This is a genomic window from Streptomyces paradoxus, from assembly GCF_014202475.1.
Classification (GTDB): domain Bacteria; phylum Actinomycetota; class Actinomycetes; order Streptomycetales; family Streptomycetaceae; genus Streptomyces; species Streptomyces paradoxus.
The window spans coordinates 254,278-276,743 of the sequence record NZ_JACHGV010000008.1; the positions used below are offsets into that span (position 1 = coordinate 254,278).

A 22,466-nucleotide genomic window follows, 5' to 3' on the forward strand; every position below is an offset into this window, starting at 1 on the left:
GTGAAGACCTGGCCCCTGGCGCGGCACGGCGATCGACGGCTTCGGCTGGCTCTTCGTCCTGGCCTGCTCCGGGTTCGTGCTGCTGGCGGTGGTCCCCGCGTGCAGCCGGTTCGGCTCGGTACGGCTCGGCAAGGACACCGAACGTCCGGAGTTCAGCACCGCCTCCTGGGTCGCGATGATGTTCAGCGCCGGCACCAGGACGATGCCGTTGCCCCAGTTGATCTCGTCGCCGAACTACTGGGCGTGGTGGATCTCCTGGACGCCGTTCGTCGGGACGTTCATCGCGCGGATCTCCCGTGGCCGGACCATCCGGGAGTTCATCGTCGGCGTGATCGTCGCGCCGAGCCTGGTGAGCGTCGTGTGGTTCGCGATCCTCGGCGGCACCGCCCTGAACCAGGAGATGCACGGCGCCGATCTGGCGTCGGCCGTCGCCCAGGGGGAGGAAGCGGGCCTGTTCGCCACCCTGCAGCACCTGCCGTGGTTCTCCATCACCTCGGTCCTGGTCATCGTCCTGGTCGGTCTGTTCTTCGTCAGCGGCGCCGACGCCGCATCCGTGGTGCTGGGCATGCTCTCCTGCCGTGGCAGCACGAGCCCCGGACGCGCCGTCGTGGTCCTCCGGGGCGCGCTGACCGGCCTGGTCGCGGCCGTGCTGCTGATGGCGCGCGGGCTCGAGGCGGTCAAACAGGTGGCCATCATCGCCGCGTTCCCGTTCCTCTTCGTGATGATCGGCCTGTGCGTCTCTCTGGTGAAGGCGCTGCGCGCCGACCCGACGGACATTCCCGAACCGGCGCGCGAGCAGGAGCGGGACGCCGACGCGGCGGACGAGCCGAGGCAGGGCCCCGGTGTGATGCCGGCCGAGGCCCTGGCGGACACCCAGCCCACGAGCTGAGCATGCGCCAAGGCGTCCGGTTCCGGTCGACCCCTTGACCCCCGGTGTCGTCCTCCCCGATGCTCAGTTGCGTATAGCGGTGCGTGTATCTGATGAGGCAACTCATGAAGCAGCGCACCCGCGCGAGTTTCCCGTCTGAGGAGCAGCTCATGGCTCACGAGGTACGTGCCGTCGTCGCCCGGAAGAAGGGCGCCCCGGTTTCCGTCGAGACGATCGTCGTCCCCGATCCCGGCCCGGGCGAGGCGCTGGTCAAGGTCGAGGCGTGCGGCGTCTGCCACACCGACCTCCACTACCGCGAGGGCGGGATCAACGACGAGTTCCCCTTCCTTCTGGGACACGAGGCGGCCGGCCGCGTGGAGGCGGTGGGGGAGGGGGTCACCGGCGTCGCGCCCGGCGACTTCGTCATCCTCAACTGGCGCGCCGTGTGCGGCCAGTGCCGGGCGTGCAGCAAGGGCAAGCCCTGGTACTGCTTCGCCACCCACAACGCGACGCAGCCGATGACGCTGCTCGACGGCACCCCGCTCTCGCCCGCCCTCGGCATCGGCGCCTTCGCCGAGAAGACACTGGTCGCCGCCGGGCAGTGCACCAAGGTGGACCCGGCCGCCCCGGCGGCCGCGGCCGGGCTGCTCGGATGCGGTGTCATGGCGGGCTTCGGCGCCGCCGTCAACACCGGCGCCGTCGGGCGCGGGGACTCCGTCGCCGTCATCGGCTGCGGCGGTGTCGGCATGGCCGCCGTCGCGGGCGCCCGGCTCGCCGGCGCGTCCAAGGTCATCGCGGTCGACATCGACCAGCGCAAGCTGGACCGTGCCCTGACCATGGGGGCCACCCACACCGTCGACGGCGCCAAGGGCGACGTGGTGGAGGCGGTGCGCGAACTCACCGGCGGCTTCGGCGCCGACGTCGTCGTCGAGGCCGTCGGCCGCCCGGAGACATACCGGCAGGCCTTCTACGCCCGGGACCTGGCCGGCACCGTCGTGCTGGTCGGCGTGCCCACCCCGGAGATGAAGGTGGAACTGCCCCTGCTCGACGTCTTCGGCCGCGGCGGCTCGCTGAAGTCCAGCTGGTACGGCGACTGCCTGCCCTCGCGCGACTTCCCGGCCCTCATCGACCTGTACCTGGGCGGCCGGTTCGACCTGGACGCGTTCGTCACCGAGACCATCGGCCTCGGCGACGTGGAGAAGGCCTTCGAGAAGATGCACGGCGGCGACGTGCTGCGCTCCGTGGTGGTGCTGTGATGGCCGGCGCACCGCGCATCGAACACCTCGTCACCAGCGGGACGTTCAGTCTCGACGGCGGCACCTGGGACGTCGACAACAACGTCTGGATCGTCGGTGACGACGACGAGGTGGTCGTCATCGACGCGGCACACGACTCCGACGCCGTCCTGGAGGCCGTCGGTGACCGCCGCCTGTCGGCCGTCGTGTGCACCCACGCCCACGACGACCATGTGCGCGCCGCACCGGACGTCGCCCTCGCCACCGGCGCGCGCGTCCTGCTGCACCCCGACGACCAGGTGCTGTGGAAGATGGCGCACCCGAACCGGCGCCCCGACGGCCCCCTCGCCGACGGCGACGAACTCGTCGTGGCGGGCATCGGACTGCGCGTCCTCCACACCCCCGGCCACGCACCCGGGGCCGTGTGCCTGTACGCCCCCGACCTCGGGGCACTGTTCAGCGGCGACACGCTGTTCGCGGGAGGGCCCGGGGCGACCGGGCGTTCGTACAGCGACTTCGGCACGATCATCACCTCGATCGGCGACCGGCTGCTGACGCTCCCCGGCGAGACCGTCGTGCACACCGGGCACGGCGACACGACCACCATCGAGGCGGAAGCCCCGCACCTGGAGGAGTGGGCCGCCCGCGGCTGGTGACACGAGCACCGCCGCACCCGGCCGGGGTGCCCGAACTCCTAGGGGTTTCGCATCACAGCCCCATGGACACGACCCACCCCGGCCGTCCCGGCCCGGAACCATCCCACCCGCCGGCCTTCCCCTGGACGAACCGCCGTGTACGCTCCCGCCGCCCTGGCCCGCTTCGGCGGGTTCGTCGCCACAGATCTGCGTGACGTGACCGGCGACCCCGCGGCCCTGGACTCCTCCGGGTTCTGGACGGTCGTCGCGGCATTCGAAGGCCCCATGGTCTGTGCCCGGTTCGGCGATGTGCGTCCCGCGCCGGTGCCGCCCCCGAAGCCCGGGGCCTGGCGCGGACCGGCCCCCGGCGACTGGACGTCGTCGCTGGACCGCACCGCCTACACCGCGGGCGTACGCCGCATCCGCGAACACATCGCCGCGGGCGACGTCTACCAGGCCAACCTCTGCCGGGTGCTCTCCGCGCCCCTGCCCGACCCGACCGCCTCCGACATCGACGCACTCACCGCGCTGCTCGCCCACGGCAACCCGGCGCCCTACGCCGGCACCGTCCGGCTTCCGGCACACGGCGTCGAAGCCGCCACCGCCTCGCCCGAACTGTTCCTGCGGCGGACGGGCCGCACCGTCGAGTCCGGGCCCATCAAGGGCACCGGCCGTACCGCGGACGACCTGCTGCCCAAGGACCACGCCGAGAACGTGATGATCGTGGACCTGGTCCGCAACGACCTGGGGCGCGTCTGCGCCACCGGATCCGTGACCGTCCCGGCCCTGTGCGCCGTCGAGAGCCACCCGGGGCTCGTGCACCTCGTCTCCACCGTGCGCGGAGAGCTGGCCACGGACGCGGGCTGGCCGGAGCTGCTGGCCGGAACCTTCCCACCGGGTTCCGTGACCGGCGCGCCCAAATCCAGTGCCCTGCGCGTCATCGAGGCCCTAAAGACCACGCCCCGCGGCCCGTACTGCGGCGCCGTCGGCTGGGTCGACGCCGACCGGGGAACCGGTGAACTGGCCGTGGGCATCCGCACGTTCCGGATCGACCGGGCCGCCCCGGCGGGGCCGCTGCTGCGCTTCGGCACGGGCGCCGGTATCACCTGGGGGTCCGACCCGGACCGGGAGTGGGACGAGACCGAGCTGAAGGCCTCCCGGCTGGTCGCGCTGGCGTCCGGGCCCCGTCACGACGCCGGGGTCCCGCACTTGCCTTGACAGTGCGCGCGCCCGTCCTCACACTCGTTGCTCAAATCGCACATTGTTCCTCTATATGCAACGAGGTGGACCAGCCCATGATGACTCCCGTGCGTCCCCTCGCCGACCCGCCCCGCGTCGCATGAGCACCGCAGCCCAGGCCGCTCCCGCCCTGTGCCCGCGAGGTCTTCCCCGTCCGGGCCGGACCCTGGTGATGGGCATCGTGAACGTCACGCCCGACTCGTTCTCCGACGGAGGTCGGTGGTTCGATACGGAACGGGCCGTCGCGCACGGACTCGCACTGCTCGAAGAGGGCGCGGACATCCTGGACGTGGGCGGCGAGTCGACCCGGCCCGGCGCCGAGCGCCCGACGGCCGAGGAGGAACTGCGGCGGGTGCTGCCGGTCGTCCGCGCACTCGCCGCCGCGGGCGCCAAGGTCAGTGTCGACACCATGCGGGCCGAGGTCGCCGCCCGCGCCGTCGAGGCCGGCGCCGCTCTGGTCAACGACGTCTCCGGCGGACTCGCCGACCCGGCGATGCTGCCGCTGATGGCGCGGGCCGGGACGCCGTATGTGGTGATGCACTGGCGCGGGCACTCCGCCGGCATGCAGGCGCACGCCGTCTACGACGACGTCGTCACCGAGGTCGTCGACGCATTGCGGGCGAGAGCCGACGCGGCCCTGGACGCCGGAATCCCGCCGGACTGTCTCATCGTCGACCCGGGACTGGGGTTCGCCAAGCACGCCGAGCACAACTGGCGACTCCTCGGCCACCTCCGGGAGATCACCGCCGCACTCGGCCGTCCGGTTCTGGTGGGCGCGGCGCGCAAGACGTTTCTGGGCCACCTGCTGAGGGACCCGGAGACGGGCCTGCCCCGCCCGGCGCACCTGCGTGACGCGGCCACCTCGGCCGTGTCGGCTCTGGCCGCCGCGCAGGGCGCCTGGTGCGTCCGCGTCCACGACGTCGCCTCGACGGCCGACGCGGTGCGCGTGGCCGCCCGCTGGGGTCTGGAGAACGCGCCGACGCCACCGCCCGTGCCCCGGTTCTGAGGGGTGTCCAGCTCTGACCTGCGTTTCCTATAGCGCAGGGCGTTTCACATCACGCAACAAAAAATAGGGGCGGCGAGCGACCCGTGAACTCCTTGACAAGGGTTTGTGGGCGACCCCAAACTGACGTTGCGTTCACCGCAATCCGTTTCGCTATACGCACCGAGGTGTCATGATGATTCCCGCGTGCCGTCTCGTGGATCTGCCCCGAGGCGAGGCCCACCGGCTCGACATCGACCCGCCGGTCTCGGTGTTCCACACCGACGACGGCGAACTCTTCGCCATCGACGACACATGCACCCACCAGGACGCCTCGCTCGCCGACGGCTGGCTGGAGGGCTGCGAGGTCGAATGCCCGCTGCACGCCTCGAAGTTCAACCTCAAGACCGGAGCCGTCGACGCCCCGCCGGCCAAGCTCCCGGTGCGCACGCACGAGGTCTTCGTCGAGGACGGCATGATCTACGTCCGGCTGTCCACGGCAGCCCCGAACCTGCCTCCCTGCATCGCCGCCCGGCTCGCCGGGGGCGTCGCGTGAGGACGGTCGCCGTGGTGGGCGCGTCGCTGGCCGGTCTGTCAGCGGCGCGCTCCTTGCGAAAGCAGGGGTACGACGGACGGCTGGTCGTCATAGGCGACGAGCTCCACCGTCCGTACGACAGGCCGCCCCTGTCCAAGGAGTTCCTGGCCGGCGGCATCGGCGAAGCCGATCTCGCACTGGAGCCGGACGACGAGGACCTGCAAGCGGAGTGGCTGCTCGGCGCCCGCGCCGCCGGACTCGACACCACACCCCGCGCCGTGCGGCTCACCGACGGCCGGGAGGTGAGAGCCGACGGCATCGTCATCGCCACCGGCGCCTCCGCCCGCACCCTGCCCGGGATGGACGGCCTGGCCGGAGTGCACACCCTGCGCACCCTGGACGACGCCCGCGCCCTGCGGGACGAACTGGCCCGGGGCGGACGCCTGGTCGTGATCGGCGGCGGCTTCATCGGCGCCGAGGTCGCCTCCACCGCCTACGCCCTCGGCCTCGACGTGACCATCGTCGAGGCGGCGCCCACCCCACTGGCCGGACCGCTCGGCCAGACCATGGGAAGCATCGTCTCCGCCCTCCACGCCGACCACGGCGTACGCCTGTTGTGCGGAGTGGGCGTCAAGGGGCTGAGCGGCGAGACCCGCGTCGACGCCGTCCTGATGGAAGACGGCCGCAGCATCCCCGCCGACATCGTCGTCGTGGGTGTAGGGGCCCGCCCCTGCGTCGACTGGCTGGCGGGCTCCGGTGTCGAACTCGACGACGGCGTCAAGTGCGGCGCGGACGGCCGTACCAGCCTGGCCGGGGTGGTCGCGGTCGGCGACTGCGCCTCCTGGTACGACCCGCGCGCGGGTACCCACCGCCGCGTCGAGCACTGGACCGGCGCCCGGGAACGCCCCGACGCGGCGGTCGCCGCCCTGCTCTCCTGGGGCGAGTCGGAACCGGGCGTCCCGAGGCCGCCGTACTTCTGGTCCGACCAGTACGGCGTGAAGATCCAGTTCGCCGGCAACGCGTCCCGTGCCGACAGCGTCACCATCGAGGAAGGCGCCGCGGACGACCGCAACGTCCTGGCCGTCTACCGGCGTGCCGGACACCCGGTCGCCGTCCTCGGGATGAACCAGCCCCGGCTGTTCATGCGCTGGCGCAAGCAGCTCGCTGCCCACACGCCCTGAAAGGGCTTTGCTCCTTGATCCGACGACGTCCGGTGTAGCTCGTCCCGGCGCGTGCATGCCCGATCCACGACGTTTCTCCGAGGAGTGCACTGTGACCTCGACCGGCCTGCCGGAAAGTCTCATCGCCACCCTGCCCGGCTCCGCCTACACGGACCCCGGGTTCTTCGCCCAGGAGCAGGAACACATCTTCGAGGCGATGTGGTTCTGCGCCGTGCGCTCCGCCGACCTCGCCGGCCCCGGGGCGTTCCGGACCGTCCAGGTCGGCCGCGAGAGCATCCTCATCACCCGTGCCCGCGACCAGTCCGTACGCGCCTTCTTCAACGTCTGCCGACACCGCGGAGCCAAGCTCTGCACGGCGGAGAGCGGCGAGGTCAAGCGCGCCTTCCAATGCCCCTACCACGCCTGGACGTACGACCTGACGGGCAAACTCGTCGCGGCGCCCAACCTCACCAAGATGCCCGACGTCAGCCGCACCGAGTACGGCCTGGCAGCCGTGGCGACACGCGAATGGCTCGGCTATGTGTGGGTGTGCCTCGCCGCGGACCCGCCCCCCTTCGACGAGGTCGTGCAGGACGTGGTCGCGCGTCTCGGCGACACGGAGTCGATCGAGCACTACGGCATCGAGGACCTCGGCGTCGGCAGACGGATCGTCTACGACGTCCGGGCGAACTGGAAGCTCATCGTCGAGAACTTCATGGAGTGCTACCACTGCGCGACCATCCACCCCGAACTCACCGAGGTGCTCCCCGAGTTCGCCGACGGCTACGCCGCCCAGTACTACGTGGGACACGGCGCGGAGTTCGGCTCCGACGTCCAGGGTTTCACCGTGGACGGCTCGGAGGGCCTGGACCGCATCCCGGGCGTCACCGAGGACCAGGACCGCCGCTACTACGCGATCACCGTCCGGCCGCAGGTGTTCATCAACCTCGTGCCCGACCATGTGATCTTCCACCGGATGTACCCGGTCGCCGCGGACCGCACCATCGTCGAGTGCGACTGGCTCTACCTCAAGCACGTCGTCGAGAGCGGCAAGGACGTCAGCCGGTCGGTGGAGCTCTTCGACCGGGTCAACCGGCAGGACTTCGACGCCTGCGAGCGCTGCCAGCCCGCGATGAGCTCGCGGCTGTACGCCAAGGGCGGGGTCCTCGTGCCCAGCGAGCACCACATCGGCGAGTTCCACACCTTCGTCCAGGAGCGTCTGGGCGCGGGGCGGCCGCAGTAGCGGCGGCTCCCGGCATCCCGCCCCCCCAAGCCCGGTGTGCGGGGCGGCCGGCGCGGCGGGCTCAGCCCAGGTAGCCCATCCGGTGGCTGATCTCGTCCGCGCCCTTGACCAGCACCGGAGCGAGGTCGTGCATACGGTCCTCGGTGAGCCGGTATGCCGGCCCTGAGGCGCTGATCGCCGCGATGACCTCTCCGTCCCGGTTGCGGACCGGGGCGGCCATGGCGTGCAGCCCCGCCTCGAACTCCTCCAGCGTCCAGGAGTAGCCGCGCTCCAGCGCCTCGGCGAGGTTCTTCTCCAGCTTCGTCTTCGCGGTCAGGGTGCGGGGCGTCATCTTCTTCAGGCCCGCGTCAGACAGCAGCGCGGCACGCTCCTTCGCCGGCATGTGGGCCAGCAGGATCTTGCCGCTGGACGTGGCGTGCAGCGGCGTCAGCTGGCCGACCCAGTTGAACGCCGTGACGGCGCCCGGACCGCGCACCTGGTACAGGTTGATCGCGTACTTCTCCTGCATCACGGCGAGGTTCACCGTCTCGCCGATCTCCTCGGCGAGACGCTCGCAGACCGGCCGGCTCTGCTGGGTGATGTCGATGCGCCCGGTGACCGCGCCGGCGAGACGGACGATGCCGAAACCGAGGCGGTACTTGCCGCGCTCACCCGCCTGTTCCACCAGGCCGCGCACCTCCAGAGCCCCCAGCAGCCGGAACGCGGTGGACTTGTGGACGTCGAGCTCGGCGGCTACCTCGCTGACGCCGGCCTCGCCGCGCCGGGCCAGGATCTCCAGCACGGTGATGGCTCGATCGACCGACTGCACTCCGCCGGTCGGCGCACTTGTCGTTTCGGTATCTGGATGGTAGTTGCTCACAACGCAACTATACGGGCCATTAACATAGCCGACAGCGGTGCAGGTCACGGCCTTGGACCAGAAAATCAGAAGTTGCGTTGTCCGCAACCTGGTGCGCATAGAGATACCGGTACTAGCATGCCGCGCATTCTCTACGGCGCGAGCGAGACGAGGCCTCATGGCTGACTTGCAATACGACTTCGTCATCGTCGGTGGCGGATCGGCCGGCAGTGCACTGGCCAACCGGCTCTCCGCGGATCCCGGCAACCGGGTACTGGTCCTGGAGGCGGGCAGACCCGACTACCCGTGGGACGTCTTCATCCACATGCCCGCGGCACTGACCTACCCGATCGGCAGCCGCTTCTACGACTGGAAGTACGAGTCCGAACCCGAGCCCCACATGGGCGGCCGGCGCGTCTACCACGCGCGCGGCAAGGTCCTGGGCGGTTCCAGCAGCATCAACGGCATGATCTTCCAGCGCGGCAACCCCATGGACTACGAGCGCTGGGCGGCCGATCCCGGCATGGAGAGCTGGGACTACGCGCACTGTCTGCCGTACTTCCGGCGGATGGAGAACTGCCTGGCCGCCGACCCGGACGACGAGTTCCGCGGCCACGACGGCCCCCTCGTCCTCGAACGCGGCCCCGGGACCAACCCCCTCTTCGAGGCCTTCCTCAAGGCCACCGAGGAAGCGGGGCACCCTCCGACCAGCGATGTGAACGGCTATCGGCAGGAAGGTTTCGCCAGGTTCGACCGCAATGTCCACCGAGGACGCCGGCTGTCGGCGGCGAAGGCGTACCTCAAGCCCGTGCGGAAGCGGCCCAACCTCACCGTCACCACACGTGCCCTGGTCACCCGCGTCCTCTTCGAGGGCAAGCGCGCCGTCGGCGTCGAGTACCGGCGCGGTCGTGGCGGGCCCCAGCGGGTGCGGGCCGGTGAGGTCATCCTCTGCGGAGGCGCGATCAACTCCCCGCAACTCCTCCAGCTCTCCGGCGTCGGCAACGCCAAGGAACTCGCGGCGCTCGGCGTGGACGTCGTACACGATCTGCCGGGCGTCGGCGAGAACCTCCAGGACCACCTGGAGGTGTACATCCAGTACGGCTGCAAGCAGCCCGTCTCCATGCAGCCGTACCTCGCGAAGTGGCGTGCCCCCTTCATCGGCCTGCAGTGGCTCTTCCGTACGGGACCGGCCGCGACCAACCACTTCGAGGCGGGCGGCTTCGTCCGCGGCAACGACGACGTGGACTACCCCAACCTGATGTTCCACTTCCTGCCCATCGCGGTCCGCTACGACGGCTCCGTCCCGGCCGGCGGACACGGCTACCAGGTGCACGTCGGACCCATGTACTCCGACGCCATCGGCTCGGTGAAGATCAAGAGCAAGGATCCCGCCGAGCACCCCGCGCTGCGCTTCAACTACCTCTCCACCGAGCAGGACCGCCGTGAGTGGGTCGAGGCCGTCAGGGTCGCGCGCAGGCTGCTCAACCAGCCCGCAATGGCCCCGTACAACGCCGGGGAGATCTCGCCCGGCCCGTCCGTGGAGACCGACGAGGAGATCCTCGCCTGGGTCGCCAAGGACGCCGAGACCGCACTGCATCCGTCCTGCACCTGCAAGATGGGCACCGACGAGATGGCCGTCGTGGACCCGGCCGACCTGCGCGTGCACGGCGTGGAGGGACTGCGGGTCGTCGACGCGTCCGTGATGCCGTACATCACGAACGGCAACATCTACGCGCCGGTGATGATGATCGCGGAGAAGGCGGCCGACCTCATCCTCGGCAAGCCGCCGCTGCCGCCGTCCCGCGCCGCGTACTACCGGCACCGCGAAGCATCCGCGTAACCCACTGTTTTCAGACAGCCGACCGGCCCGGAAATCCGGTGGTCCGGGCTGGTCGGCGTCGGGTTCTCAGGGTTGCCTCCTTGGTAAAACCGTCATCGGCCAACCCCTTGACGTGCGTTCCCGCCTTCTCCAGAGTGTTCCACCACAAGCAATGCGGTGCGTGATGCGCAACGCGATTCGCTCGAAGGGCCCCGACGTGGCAGACCTGTACGTGGACGGCAAATGGCGGGATCCCGTGGCCGGAGGCCACCGGGATATCCGCTGCCCGGCAGACGGCACACTCTCCGTGACCGTGTCGGAAGGCACGCGCCCCGACACCGAGGCGGCCATCGCCGCGGCCCGCCGGGCCTTCGACGAGGGGCCCTGGCCGCGCACGCCCGAGCGCGAGCGCGGCGCGCTCCTGCTGCGCACCGCCGACATCCTCGAACGTGACGCCGACGCGTTCGCCCGCGCCGAATCGCTGGACACCGGCAAGCGGCTGGTGGAGAGCGAGTACGACATCGCCGACGTCGTCTCCTGCTTCCGCTACTACGGAGGGCTCGGCGGCACCGACGCCGGCCGGGTGATCGACACCGGCCGCGACGACGCCGTCAGCCGCGTCGTGTACGAACCGATCGGCGTGTGCGCCCTGATCACCCCCTGGAACTACCCGCTGCTGCAAGCGAGCTGGAAGGTCGCCCCGGCCCTCCTCGCGGGCAACACGATCGTCCTCAAGCCCAGCGAACTCACCCCCTCGACCTCGATCCTGCTGATGAAGGCCCTGGCGGAGGCCGGACTTCCGGACGGCGCCGCCAACCTCGTCCTGGGAACCGGGCCCGAGGTGGGGGCACCGCTCGCCGAGGACCCCGCCGTCGACATGGTCTCCTTCACCGGCGGCCTGGACACCGGCAGACGCATCATGGCCACCGCCGCCGCGACCGTGAAGAAGGTCGCGCTGGAGCTCGGCGGCAAGAACCCCAATGTCGTCTTCGCCGACGCCGACTTCGAGACGGCCGTGGACTTCGCGCTCACGGCCGTCTTCCTGCATTCCGGGCAGGTCTGCTCGGCCGGGGCCCGGCTGATCGTCGAGGACGCACTGCACGACCGGTTCGTCGACGAGGTGGTACGCCGCGCCCGGCGAATCCGCCTCGGCGGCCCCTTCGACCCGCAGGCCGACACCGGCCCGCTCATCTCCGCACAGCACCTGGCGAAGGTCGAGGCGTACGTCGCGGCCGGACTGGCGGAGGGCGCCGTCCTGCGCTGCGGCGGCGAACGCCCGGGCGACCCGGCCCTGGCCGACGGCCACTACTTCCCGCCGACCGTGCTCGACGCGTGCGGTCAGGACATGAGCGTGGTGCACGAGGAGTCCTTCGGGCCCGTCCTCACCGTGGAGCGCTTCACCGACGAGGACGACGCGGTACGCATCGCCAACGACACCGAGTACGGACTCGCCGGCGCCGTCTGGACGCAGGACGCCGGCAAGGCCCAGCGGGTCGCCCGCCGGCTGCGCCACGGCACCGTGTGGATCAACGACTACCACCCCTATGTGCCGCAGGCGGAATGGGGTGGGTTCGGGCACTCCGGCGTAGGCCGGGAGCTGGGACCGACGGGCCTGGACGAGTACCGGGAGCCCAAACACATCTGGCAGAACATCCAACCCCGGCCGCAGCACTGGTTCCGCGGCTGAACGCCGAAAAGAGGTCGAACATGACCCCAGCAACGACCGAGGCGCCGCGGCGGCGCGACACCCCCCAGGACTCGGCACCCACCCCGGTCATCTCCGTACGCGAGCTGTGGAAGGTGTTCGGGCCGAAGGCGGCCCAGGTGCCCGGCTCCGAGGAACTGCGCGGACTCACCCGCCGCGAACTGATGGACCGCACCGGATGCACGGCCGCCGTGCGCGACGTTCACTTCGACGTGGCGCCCGGCGAGGTGTTCGTCGTGATGGGCCTGTCCGGCTCCGGCAAGTCCACCCTGGTGCGCTGTCTGACCCGGCTCATCGAACCCACCGCCGGCGAGATCCTCTTCGAGGGCGAGGACATCCGCGAGGCGGACGCGAGCCGCCTGCGCGAGCTGCGCCGCAGCAAGTTCTCCATGGTCTTCCAGCACTTCGGGCTGCTGCCGCACCGCCGGGTCGTCGACAACGTGGCCTTCGGCCTGGAGATCCGCGGCATGAGCAGAGCCGAGCGCACCAGGCGCGCGCTGGAGGTCGTCGAACTCGTCGGCCTCTCCGGCTACGAGAGCTCCTACCCCGACCAGCTCTCCGGGGGCATGCAGCAGCGCGTGGGCCTCGCCCGCGCCCTGGCCGGCGACCCCGACGTTCTCCTCTTCGACGAGCCGTTCTCGGCGCTCGACCCGCTGATCCGCCGGGACATGCAGAACGAGGTCGTCCGTCTGCACCACGAGGTCGGCAAGACGATGGTGTTCATCACCCACGACCTGTCCGAGGCACTGCGTCTGGGCGACCGCATCCTCATCATGCGCGACGGCAAGATGGTCCAGTGCGGCACCGGCGACGAACTGGTCGGCGCCCCCGCGGACGACTACGTACGCGACTTCGTCAGGGACGTGCCCCGCGGCGATGTGCTGACCCTGCGGTGGATCATGCGCCCCGCGGAGCCGGACGACCCCCTGGACGGTCCCGAGCTGGGCCCGGATGTCGTCGTCAAGGAGGCCACGCGGGCGGTACTCGCGGCGGACAAGCCGGTCAAGGTCGTCGAGAACGGCAAACTGCTCGGCATCGTCGGCGACGACGAGATCCTCGCGGTCGTCGCCGGGCAGGAAGGCGACGCGTGATGACCGTCGCCGTGCAGAAGACGCAGAGACCGCAGAGAACCGGGAACGAGGAGCCGCCCGCTCCCGCCCGGCGCGCGCCCACGGTCAGCCGCTCGATGATCGTCGCCGCGATCCTGGTCGTCTGGCTCGTCCTCTTCGCCGTGCTGCGCGGCAAGCAGACCCTGTCCCTGGCCGCGGCCGATCTGACCGACCTGCACCGGTGGTTCAACGACGTCAACGACTCCATCGGCGCGAACCGCAACTCAAACCCGCTCTTCCTCTACTTCTTCAACGAGATCCGCCTGGTCATCGACACCCTGGTGACCTTCGTCCAGGAGCTGATATCGCAGCCGACCGCGGGCCGGCCGGTTCCGCAGATCGGCTGGCTCGGTGTCGTGGGCCTCGTCGGCTACGTCTCCTGGGCCGTGGGCAACTGGCGGGTCGCGCTGCTGGCCGTCGCCGGCTTCACCTTCCTCGGCCTCCAGGGCCTCTGGCAGGAGAGCATGGACACGCTGGCGCTGACCCTCTCCGCGGTCTTCGTGGCGCTGCTGTTCGCCCTTCCCCTGGGGGTGTGGGCCGGACTGTCCGACCGGGTCAACCGGATCGTGACGCCGTTCCTGGACTTCATGCAGACGATGCCCACCTTCGTCTACCTGGCGCCCCTGACCCTGTTCTTCCTGATCGGCCCGGCCTCCGCCACCATCGCCACGGCGATCTACGCGGCGCCGCCCGCGATCCGCATCACCGCCCACGCCATCCGCTCGGTTCCCGAGACCACCGTCGAGGCGGCGGACTCGATGGGCGCGACGCGGCGCCAGGCGCTGCTGAAGGTGCTGCTGCCGATGTCCAAACGGACCGTGGTGATGGGCGTCAACCAGACCATCATGGCCGCCCTGGCCATGGTGACCATCGCGGCCCTGATCAACGCGCCCGGCCTCGGAGCGACCGTCGTCCAGGCCCTGCAGTCGCTGGACGTCGGCACGGCGTTCAACGCCGGACTGGCCATCGTCGTCCTGGCCATCGTGCTCGACCGGGTCACCACCGCCGCGAGCGGACGGGCCGACACGGCCCGGGGCTCGGACAGTCCCTTCCTCAAGTGGCGGCGGCAGCTGGTGGCGGCCGGGGGAGTGGTGGCCGCGGTCCTGGTCTACCTGTCGCACACGTACCTGTGGGCGGCCGAGTTCCCCGGCGAGGGCAGCACCGGCAGCACCATCGCCAGGGCGGCGACCGACGTGACCACTTGGGCGCAGGACAACCTGTCGGGCCTGACGAACGCCTTCCGGGACGTCCTCACCAACGGCCTCCTGAACCCCTTCCAGACCCTGCTGACCGACTCCCCCTGGTGGCTCGTGGGCGCCGCCCTCGTCGCGCTCGGCACCGTGCTCGGCGGATGGCGTGCCGGCGCCACCTCCGCCGTGTGCGTGGGGCTGCTCATCGGCACCGGCGTGTGGTCGGACGCCATGACGACCCTGGCGTCCACCGCGGTGGCGACCGTGCTCGTGATGCTGCTCGGCGTCGTCCTCGGGGTGTGGATGGGACGCAGCGCGCTCGTCGACCGGCTGCTGAGGCCGTCCCTGGACGCGGCCCAGGTCATGCCGCCGTTCGTCTATCTCGTGCCGTTCCTCGCGCTGTTCGGCGCGACACGGTTCACGGCGATCGTCGCCGCGATCGTCTACGCGGCACCCGTCGCCATCAAGATCATCGCTGACGGGGTGCGGGCGGTGCCCGGGACCACCGTCGAAGCGGCGATGTCCACCGGATGCAACACCTGGCAGATCATCACCAAGGTACAGCTGCCGATGTCGCGAGGAGCCCTGACCCTCGCCACCAACCAGGGCCTGATCTACGTGCTGTCGATGGTCGTGGTGGGCGGCCTGGTGGGAGCGGGCGCCCTCGGCTACGACGTCGTGGCCGGGTTCTCGCAGGGCCAGCTGTACGGGAAGGGACTGGCGGCCGGACTCGCCATCGTCCTGCTCGGAGTCATGTTCGACCGGATCACTCAGGCGGCGGCTCGCCGCGCCGGAGCATAAGGAGCACCTCACCATGGCACGACACTGGAGAGCCGGCGCGGCCGGCCTGGCCGTCCTCGGCCTCACCCTCACGGCCTGCGGGGGCGCGAAGGTCGGCGACGACAGCGCGGCCGGCTCGGGCAGCGCGGGCAAGTGCGGCACCTTCAACCTCGCGATCAACCCGTGGGTGGGCTACGAGGCGAACGCGGCGGTCCTCGCGTACGTCGCCGAGCACGACCTCGGCTGCAAGGTCGAGCAGAAGGACCTCAAGGAGGAGATCGCCTGGCAGGGCTTCGGCACGGGCGAGGTCGACGCCGTCGTGGAGAACTGGGGCCACGACGACCTGAAGAAGAAGTACATCACCGATCAGAAGACGGCCGTCGAGGCCGGCCCTACCGGCAACAAGGGCCTCATCGGCTGGTACGTGCCGCCGTGGCTGGCGAAGGCACACCCGGACATCACCGACTGGAAGAACCTCAACAAGTACGCGTCGAAGTTCAAGACCTCGGAGTCGGGCGGCAAGGGCCAGCTCCTCGACGGCGACCCGTCGTTCGTCACCAACGACGAGGCGCTGGTGAAGAACCTCAAGCTGGACTTCAAGGTGGTGTACGCGGGCAGTGAGACCGCGCTCATCCAGGCCTACCGCAACGCCGAGAAGAACAAGCAGTGGGTGATCGGCTACTTCTACGAGCCGCAGTGGTTCATGTCCGAGGTGCCGCTGAAGAAGGTCAGCCTGCCCGAGTACAAGACGGGCTGCGACGCCGACGCGGAGAAGGTCGCCTGCGATTATCCCGTGTACGAACTGGACAAGATCGTCAGCGCGAAGTTCGCCAAGTCGGGCAGCCCGGCCTATGACCTGGTGAAGAACTTCACCTGGACGAACGACGACCAGAACACCGTGGCCAAGTACATCGCGGTGGACAAGATGGCGCCCGAGGCGGCGGCGAAGAAGTGGGTCGAGGCCAACCGCGGCAAGGTCGACGCCTGGATCAAGTAGGGCGCGGGAACGCCCGTGTGAGTCCGGCCCGGGAGGCCCGGCAGGCTGTGTCGTCAGCCCGCCGGGCCTCCTCGTTTTGCGCTGTTTCCTGCCCGCCGCCCCCGGGTGTTTTTCCGGCGTCGCGGACCTCTTGACACGCCGATGCACGGCGGGCACATTGAGTTGCGCAACCTGAACCCTGTTGCGTAGACAGCAACTGGATCGCTTTCAACGTCGGAGGTGCGGCGATGGCGGGACCCCGGGTGGTCATCATCGGAGCGGGCGTCGTGGGGGCAGCGCTCGCCGACGAGATCTCCGCGCGCGGCTGGACCGAAGTGACCGTGGTCGACCAGGGCCCACTGCCCGCCACCGGGGGCTCGTCGTCGCACGCCCCGGGCCTGGTCTTCCAGACCAACCCCTCCAAGACCATGACGGAGATGGCCCGTTACACCGTCGAGAAGTTCTGCTCCCTCGACGTCGACGGGCAGCCCTGCTTCCTCCAGGTCGGCGGCCTGGAGGTGGCCACCAGCCCGGAGCGCGTCACCGAACTGCAGCGGCGCCACGGCTGGCTCGCCTCCTGGGGCATCGAGTCCCGGCTGCTGTCCACCGAGGAGTGCGTCGCACAGCACCCGCTCGTCAACCCGGACAAGGTCCTCGCCGGCCTCCACGTGCCGACGGACGGCCTCGCCAAGGCGGTCCTCGCCGTCGAGGCGCAGATCCGCCGGGCCACCGAGCGCGGCGTCCGCTTCCTCGCCCGCCACGAAGTCCTCGACGTCCGGCAGGCCGAGGGCGAGGTGACCGGCGTCCTGACCGACCAGGGCGAGATCCCCGCCGACATCGTCGTCTGCTGCGCCGGCATCTGGGGCCCGAAGATCGCCCGCATGGCCGGCATGAACCTCCCGCTCACCCCGCTCGCCCACCAGCTCGCCTGGACGGGCCCGGTCCCCGCCCTGGCCGGACAGACGCAGGAGGCGGTCCGCCCGATCCTGCGCCACCAGGACGCCGACCTGTACTACCGCGACCGCTTCGACGGCCTGGGCATCGGCTACTACGGCCACCGCCCGATGCCCATCTCCGCCGACGACATCCTCTCCGTGGACGAGTCCGACCAGATGCCCTCCGTCCTGAAGTTCACCGAGGAGGACTTCGAGGACGCCTGGACCGAGACGCAGTCCCTGCTCCCGGCGACGAAGGACGCCAAGGTGGAGGAAGGCATCAACGGCCTGTTCTCCTTCACCACCGACGGCCTGCCCCTGCTCGGCGAGTCCCCGGACGTCAAGGGCTTCTGGGTCGCCGAGGCCGTCTGGGTCACGCACTCCGCCGGCGTCGGACGTGCCATGGCAGAGTGGCTGGTCGACGGCTACTGCTCCTCGTTCGACCTGCACGAGTGCGACGTCAACCGCTTCGAGCCGCACCAGCTCTCGCCGGAGTACGTACTGGCCCGCGACTGCCAGAACTTCGTGGAGGTCTACGACATCCTCCACCCCCTCCAGCCGTCGGGGGACCCGCGCCCGATCCGCACTAGCCCGTTCCACACCCGCCAGCAGTCGCTGGGCGCCTTCTTCCTGGAGGCGAACGGCTGGGAGCGGCCCCAGTGGTACGAGGCCAACGCCGGGCTGGTCGAAGGCCGCTCCATCGTCACCCCCAACGACTGGGCCGCGCGGTACTGGTCGCCCATCGTCGCCGCCGAGGCCCAGACCACCCGCGAGACCGTCGCCCTGTACGACATGACGGCCCTCAAGCGGCTGGAGGTCAGCGGGCGCGGCGCCGGAGGGTTCCTGGAGCGGCTGTGCACCGGCAAGGTCGCCAAGTCCGTCGGCTCGGTGACGTACACGCTGCTCCTCGACCACGACGGCGGCATCCGCAGCGACGTCACCGTCGCGCGGCTGGCCCCCGACCTCTTCCAGGTCGGCGCCAACGGCAACCTGGACCTCGACTGGTTCACCCGTCACCTCCCCGCCGACGGCACGGTCCAGGTGCGTGACATCACCCCCGGCACCTGCTGCATCGGCCTGTGGGGGCCGCGCGCCCGCGATGTCCTCCAGCCGCTCACCGACGCCGACTTCTCGGCGACCGGCCTGAAGTACTTCCGCGCCAAGCGCGCCCACATCGGCTCCGTGCCGGTCACCGCGATGCGCCTGTCGTACGTGGGTGAGCTCGGCTGGGAGCTGTACACCACCGCGGACCTGGGGCAGAAGCTGTGGGACACGCTGTGGCGGGCGGCGGAGCCGCTGGGCGGGATCGCGGCCGGGCGGGGTGCGTTCAACAGCCTGCGGCTGGAGAAGGGCTACCGGTCCTTCGGCACGGACATGACGTACGAACACGACCCGTACGAGGCCGGTGTCGGCTTCGCCGTGAAACTCGACAAGGACGACTTCGTCGGGAAGGCGGCGGTGGAGCGGCGCAAGGCCGATGTCCGGCGGAAGCTGGCCTGTCTCACGATCGACGACCCGAAGGCCGTCGTCATGGGCAAGGAGCCGGTGTACGACGGGGACTGTGCGGTGGGGTACGTCACCAGTGCCGCGTATGGATACACGATCGGCAAGGGCATCGCCTATGCGTGGTTGCCGGTGGAGCTGGCCGCTCCGGGGACCGTGGTGCACATCGGGTACTTCAACCAGTCCGTCGAGGCGGTCGTCGCCGAGGAGCCGTTGTTCGATCCGACGATGTCCCGGCTTCGTGGCTGAGTCTTCGTCTGCGGGCGCGTCGCGGCTGGTCGCGCAGTTCCCCGCGCCCCCGGAGGGCGTACAGAGTCAGCCTCGTTGGAAGGGACTCCCCAGGTGACCGCACTACTCCTCGACGGCAAGGCCACTGCCTCTGCCATCCGCGGTGAACTCGCCGAACGTGTAGCCAAGTTGGCCGCTACCACCGGACGGGCGCCGGGACTCGGCACCGTCCTGATCGGCGACGACCCCGGCAGTCGTGCCTACGTCGGTGGCAAACACCGGGACTGCGCCCAGGTGGGGATCGCCTCGATCCGGCGGGAGCTGCCCGCCGACGCCTCTCAGCGGCAGGTCGAGGAGACGATCGACGAGCTCAACGCCGACCCCGCCTGTACCGGGTACATCGTCCAGCTCCCGCTGCCCCGCCACCTGGACGCGGGCGCCGTGCTGGAGCGCATGGACCCGGCCAAGGACGCCGACGGACTGCACCCCGTCAACCTCGGCCGGCTCGTCCTCGGCGTCGAGGCACCGCTGCCGTGCACTCCGCGCGGCATCGTCGAGCTGCTCCGCCGGTACGACGTGCCGCTCGCCGGAGCCCGGGTGTGCGTGATCGGGCGGGGCATCACGGTCGGTCGGCCCATCGGGCTCCTGCTCACCCGCCGCTCCGAGAACGCCACCGTCACCCTCTGCCACACCGGAACGAAGGGCCTGGCCTGGCACGTACGCGAGGCGGACATCGTCGTCGCGGCCGCCGGCTCGCCCGGACTGATCACCAAGGACATGCTGCGCCCCGGCGCGGCCGTCCTGGACGTCGGCATCACCCGCACCGACCAGGGCCTGGTCGGAGACATCCACCCGGACGCCGCCCAGGTCGCCGGATGGCTGGCGCCGATGCCCGGGGGCGTGGGCCCCATGACCCGCGCCATGTTGCTCGCCAATGTCGTCGAGGCCGCCGAGAGGAACGCGAACGCCGTATGAACGCGCTGAACACCCCCCTGGCGGAGCTGGACCCCGAGGTCCACGCCGCGCTCCGCGCCGAGCTGCACCGCCAGCAGTCCACCCTGGAGATGATCGCCTCCGAGAACTTCGCGCCCTCCGCGGTGATGGAGGCCCAGGGGTCGGTCGCGACCAACAAGTACGCCGAGGGCTACCCCGGCCGCCGCTACTACGGTGGTTGCGAACACGTCGACGTCACCGAGCGGCTGGCCATCGAGCGCATCAAGTCCCTCTTCGGCGCCGGTTTCGCCAACGTGCAGCCGCACTCGGGCGCCCAGGCGAACACCGCCGTCTTCTTCGCCCTGCTCCAGCCCGGCGACACCGTCCTCGGCCTCGACCTCGCGCACGGCGGGCACCTCACGCACGGCATGCGCATCAACTACAGCGGCAAGATGCTCAACGTCGTGCCGTACCACGTCTCAGAGGCGGACAACCTCGTCGACATGGACGAGGTCGAGCGGCTCGCCAAGGAACACCGCCCCAAGATGATCATCGCGGGCTGGTCGGCGTACCCCAGGCAGCTGGACTTCGCGGCCTTCCGCAGGATCGCCGACGAGGTGGGCGCCCTGCTGATGGTCGACATGGCGCACTTCGCCGGACTGGTGGCGGCAGGACTGCACCCGAGCCCCGTACCGCACGCCCACGTCACGACCACGACGACGCACAAGACCCTCGGCGGTCCGCGCGGCGGCGTCATCCTCACCAACGAGGCCGACCTGGCCAAGAAGATCAACTCGGCTGTCTTCCCCGGCATGCAGGGCGGCCCCCTGGAGCACGTCATCGCCGCCAAGGCGGTGTCGTTCAAGGTCGCCGCGACACCGGAGTTCGCCGAACGCCAGGCCCGCACGCTCGCCGGCTCGCGCATCCTCGCCGAGCGTCTCACCCAGGCGGACGCGGCGGCGGCCGGAGTGAAGGTGCTGACCGGCGGCACGGACGTCCACCTGGTCCTGGTCGACCTGCGCGACTCCGAGCTGGACGGCCGCCAGGCCGAGGACCTGCTCCACGAGATCGGCATCACCGTCAACCGCAACGCCGTGCCCTTCGACCCGCGCCCGCCCATGGTCACCTCGGGCCTGCGCATCGGCACCCCGGCCCTGGCCACCCGCGGTTTCACCGAGGACGACTTCGCCGAGGTCGCGGACGTCATCGCCCTCGCCCTCCAGCCGGAGCCGGACGTGGCAGCCCTGCGCGCCCGCACGGAGGCCCTGGCCGCCAAGCACCCGCTCTACCCGCACCTGTCCGACAACGGAGACGCCCGATGAGCCCCCGCACCCCCGGCGCCGAGCTCCCCGAACACCCCGACTGGCTCTGGCGCAACCCCGAGCCGAAGCGCTCCTACGACGTCGTCGTCGTGGGCGGTGGCGGACACGGCCTGGCCACCGCCCACTACCTGGCGAAGAACCACGGCATCACCAACGTGGCGGTGCTGGAGAAGGGCTGGCTGGCGGGCGGCAACATGGCCCGCAACACCACGATCATCCGCTCCAACTACCTCTGGGACGAGAGCGCCGGCATCTACGAGCACGCCCTCAAGCTGTGGGAAGGCCTGGCGGACGAGCTCGACTACCCGATCCTCTTCTCCCAGCGCGGCGTACTGAACCTCGCCCACAGCCTCCAGGACGTCCGCGACAGCGTCCGCCGCGTCGAGGCCAACCGCCTCAACGGCGTGGACGCCGAGTGGCTCGACGCGGACGGCGTCAAGGACGTCTGCCCGATCGTCAACATCTCCCCGGACGTGCGCTACCCCGTCCTGGGCGCCACCTACCAGCCCCGCGCGGGCATCGCCAAGCACGACCACGTCGCCTGGGGCCTGGCCCGGTCCGCCGACGCCGCCGGTATCGACATCATCCAGAACTGCGAGGTCACCGGCCTCGACGTGGTCGGCAACCGGGTGGTCGGAGTCCGGACCACCCGGGGCCCGATCGCCGCGGGCAAGGTCGCCCTCTGCTCGGCGGGCCACACCTCGGTCCTGGCCGCCATGGCGGGTATCGAACTCCCCGTCCAGAGCCACCCCTTGCAGGCCCTCGTGTCGGAGCTGCTGGAACCGGTCCATCCGACGGTCGTCATGTCCAACGCCGTGCACGTGTACGTCAGCCAGGCCCACAAGGGCGAGCTGGTGATGGGCGCGGGCATCGACGCGTACAACTCCTACACCCAGCGCGGCGCCTTCCACATCATCGAGGAGCAGATGGCGGCGGCCCTGGAACTCTTCCCGGTCTTCGCCCGCGCCCATGTCCTGCGCACCTGGGGCGGCATCGTCGACGTCAGCCCCGACGCCTCACCGATCATCGGCCTCAGCCCGGTGGACAACCTCTACCTCAACTGCGGCTGGGGAACCGGCGGTTTCAAGGCCACCCCGGGTGTCGGCTGGGTCTACGCCCACACCATCGCCCACGACACACCGCATCCGCTGAACGCCCCCTTCTCGCTCGACCGTTTCACCACCGGCGCGCTCGTCGACGAGCACGGCGCGGCCGCGGTGGCCCACTAGGA

The 22,466-nt window shown here is 70.5% G+C and carries 18 protein-coding genes; 17 read left to right on the forward strand and 1 reads right to left on the reverse strand.

Annotation, left to right across the window (positions count from 1 at the left end):
• The first annotated feature begins 31 nt into the window (after positions 1-31).
• The 8 genes from HNR57_RS26075 (at position 32) to HNR57_RS26110 (ending at position 7,897) form a co-directional block, all read left to right on the forward strand.
• Positions 32-889: a BCCT family transporter gene (locus tag HNR57_RS26075; protein WP_313674858.1), complete on the forward strand. Its 858-nt coding sequence runs from the start codon at positions 32-34 to the stop codon at positions 887-889.
• Positions 890-1,038: 149 nt separating this feature from the next.
• Positions 1,039-2,124 (forward strand): S-(hydroxymethyl)mycothiol dehydrogenase, encoded by a 1,086-nt coding sequence (locus HNR57_RS26080; RefSeq protein ID WP_184563450.1) that lies wholly within the window; start codon positions 1,039-1,041, stop codon positions 2,122-2,124.
• Positions 2,124-2,759, forward strand: a complete 636-nt coding sequence (locus HNR57_RS26085) for an MBL fold metallo-hydrolase (protein WP_184563452.1) — start codon at positions 2,124-2,126, stop codon at positions 2,757-2,759. Before HNR57_RS26080 ends, HNR57_RS26085 begins: the two co-directional genes overlap by 1 nt.
• Before the next feature lie 135 nt (positions 2,760-2,894).
• Entirely contained in the window at positions 2,895-3,956 is a 1,062-nt protein-coding gene (locus HNR57_RS26090; RefSeq protein ID WP_184563453.1) for a chorismate-binding protein, read from the forward strand.
• Positions 3,957-4,077: 121 nt separating this feature from the next.
• Positions 4,078-4,983: a dihydropteroate synthase gene (gene folP, locus HNR57_RS26095; protein WP_221343007.1), complete on the forward strand. Its 906-nt coding sequence runs from the start codon at positions 4,078-4,080 to the stop codon at positions 4,981-4,983.
• A gap of 169 nt (positions 4,984-5,152) precedes the next feature.
• The gene (locus HNR57_RS26100) at positions 5,153-5,515 is read left to right on the forward strand and encodes a bifunctional 3-phenylpropionate/cinnamic acid dioxygenase ferredoxin subunit (RefSeq protein ID WP_062931108.1); all 363 of its coding nucleotides are present in this window, start codon (positions 5,153-5,155) and stop codon (positions 5,513-5,515) included.
• The gene (locus HNR57_RS26105) at positions 5,512-6,675 is read left to right on the forward strand and encodes an NAD(P)/FAD-dependent oxidoreductase (RefSeq protein WP_184563455.1); all 1,164 of its coding nucleotides are present in this window, start codon (positions 5,512-5,514) and stop codon (positions 6,673-6,675) included. The genes HNR57_RS26100 and HNR57_RS26105 overlap by 4 nt, the downstream gene beginning before the upstream one ends.
• 91 nt (positions 6,676-6,766) lie before the next feature.
• Positions 6,767-7,897 (forward strand): aromatic ring-hydroxylating oxygenase subunit alpha, encoded by a 1,131-nt coding sequence (locus tag HNR57_RS26110; protein WP_184563457.1) that lies wholly within the window; start codon positions 6,767-6,769, stop codon positions 7,895-7,897.
• A gap of 61 nt (positions 7,898-7,958) precedes the next feature.
• Here the strand turns inward: HNR57_RS26110 and HNR57_RS26115 are convergent, their stop codons facing one another.
• On the reverse strand, positions 7,959-8,705 hold the full coding sequence (locus HNR57_RS26115; RefSeq protein WP_184563732.1) for an IclR family transcriptional regulator: 747 nt from the start codon (positions 8,703-8,705) through the stop codon (positions 7,959-7,961).
• Between the two features lie 208 nt (positions 8,706-8,913).
• Here HNR57_RS26115 and betA point away from each other — a divergent pair, with 208 nt between their 5' ends.
• The 9 genes from betA (at position 8,914) to HNR57_RS26160 (ending at position 22,464) form a co-directional block, all read left to right on the forward strand.
• Entirely contained in the window at positions 8,914-10,575 is a 1,662-nt protein-coding gene (gene betA, locus HNR57_RS26120; protein ID WP_184563459.1) for a choline dehydrogenase, read from the forward strand.
• A 196-nt stretch (positions 10,576-10,771) separates the two neighbouring features.
• Complete coding sequence (locus HNR57_RS26125) at positions 10,772-12,241, forward strand: aldehyde dehydrogenase family protein (protein ID WP_184563461.1); 1,470 nt, start codon at positions 10,772-10,774, stop codon at positions 12,239-12,241.
• 20 nt (positions 12,242-12,261) lie between these two features.
• A complete protein-coding gene (locus HNR57_RS26130) occupies positions 12,262-13,350 on the forward strand; it encodes a quaternary amine ABC transporter ATP-binding protein (RefSeq protein WP_184563463.1) in 1,089 nt (362 codons plus the stop codon).
• A complete protein-coding gene (locus tag HNR57_RS26135; protein WP_184563465.1) occupies positions 13,350-15,359 on the forward strand; it encodes an ABC transporter permease in 2,010 nt (669 codons plus the stop codon). Before HNR57_RS26130 ends, HNR57_RS26135 begins: the two co-directional genes overlap by 1 nt.
• Positions 15,360-15,372: 13 nt before the next feature.
• Positions 15,373-16,335 (forward strand): ABC transporter substrate-binding protein, encoded by a 963-nt coding sequence (locus tag HNR57_RS26140; RefSeq protein WP_184563467.1) that lies wholly within the window; start codon positions 15,373-15,375, stop codon positions 16,333-16,335.
• 227 nt (positions 16,336-16,562) lie between these two features.
• Entirely contained in the window at positions 16,563-19,001 is a 2,439-nt protein-coding gene (locus HNR57_RS26145) for a GcvT family protein (RefSeq protein WP_184563469.1), read from the forward strand.
• A gap of 93 nt (positions 19,002-19,094) precedes the next feature.
• Complete coding sequence (locus HNR57_RS26150) at positions 19,095-19,955, forward strand: bifunctional methylenetetrahydrofolate dehydrogenase/methenyltetrahydrofolate cyclohydrolase (protein WP_184563471.1); 861 nt, start codon at positions 19,095-19,097, stop codon at positions 19,953-19,955.
• Positions 19,952-21,235: a serine hydroxymethyltransferase gene (gene glyA / locus HNR57_RS26155; protein WP_184563473.1), complete on the forward strand. Its 1,284-nt coding sequence runs from the start codon at positions 19,952-19,954 to the stop codon at positions 21,233-21,235. The genes HNR57_RS26150 and glyA overlap by 4 nt, the downstream gene beginning before the upstream one ends.
• Complete coding sequence (locus HNR57_RS26160; protein WP_107457779.1) at positions 21,232-22,464, forward strand: sarcosine oxidase subunit beta family protein; 1,233 nt, start codon at positions 21,232-21,234, stop codon at positions 22,462-22,464. The genes glyA and HNR57_RS26160 overlap by 4 nt, the downstream gene beginning before the upstream one ends.
• Positions 22,465-22,466: the final 2 nt, after the last annotated feature.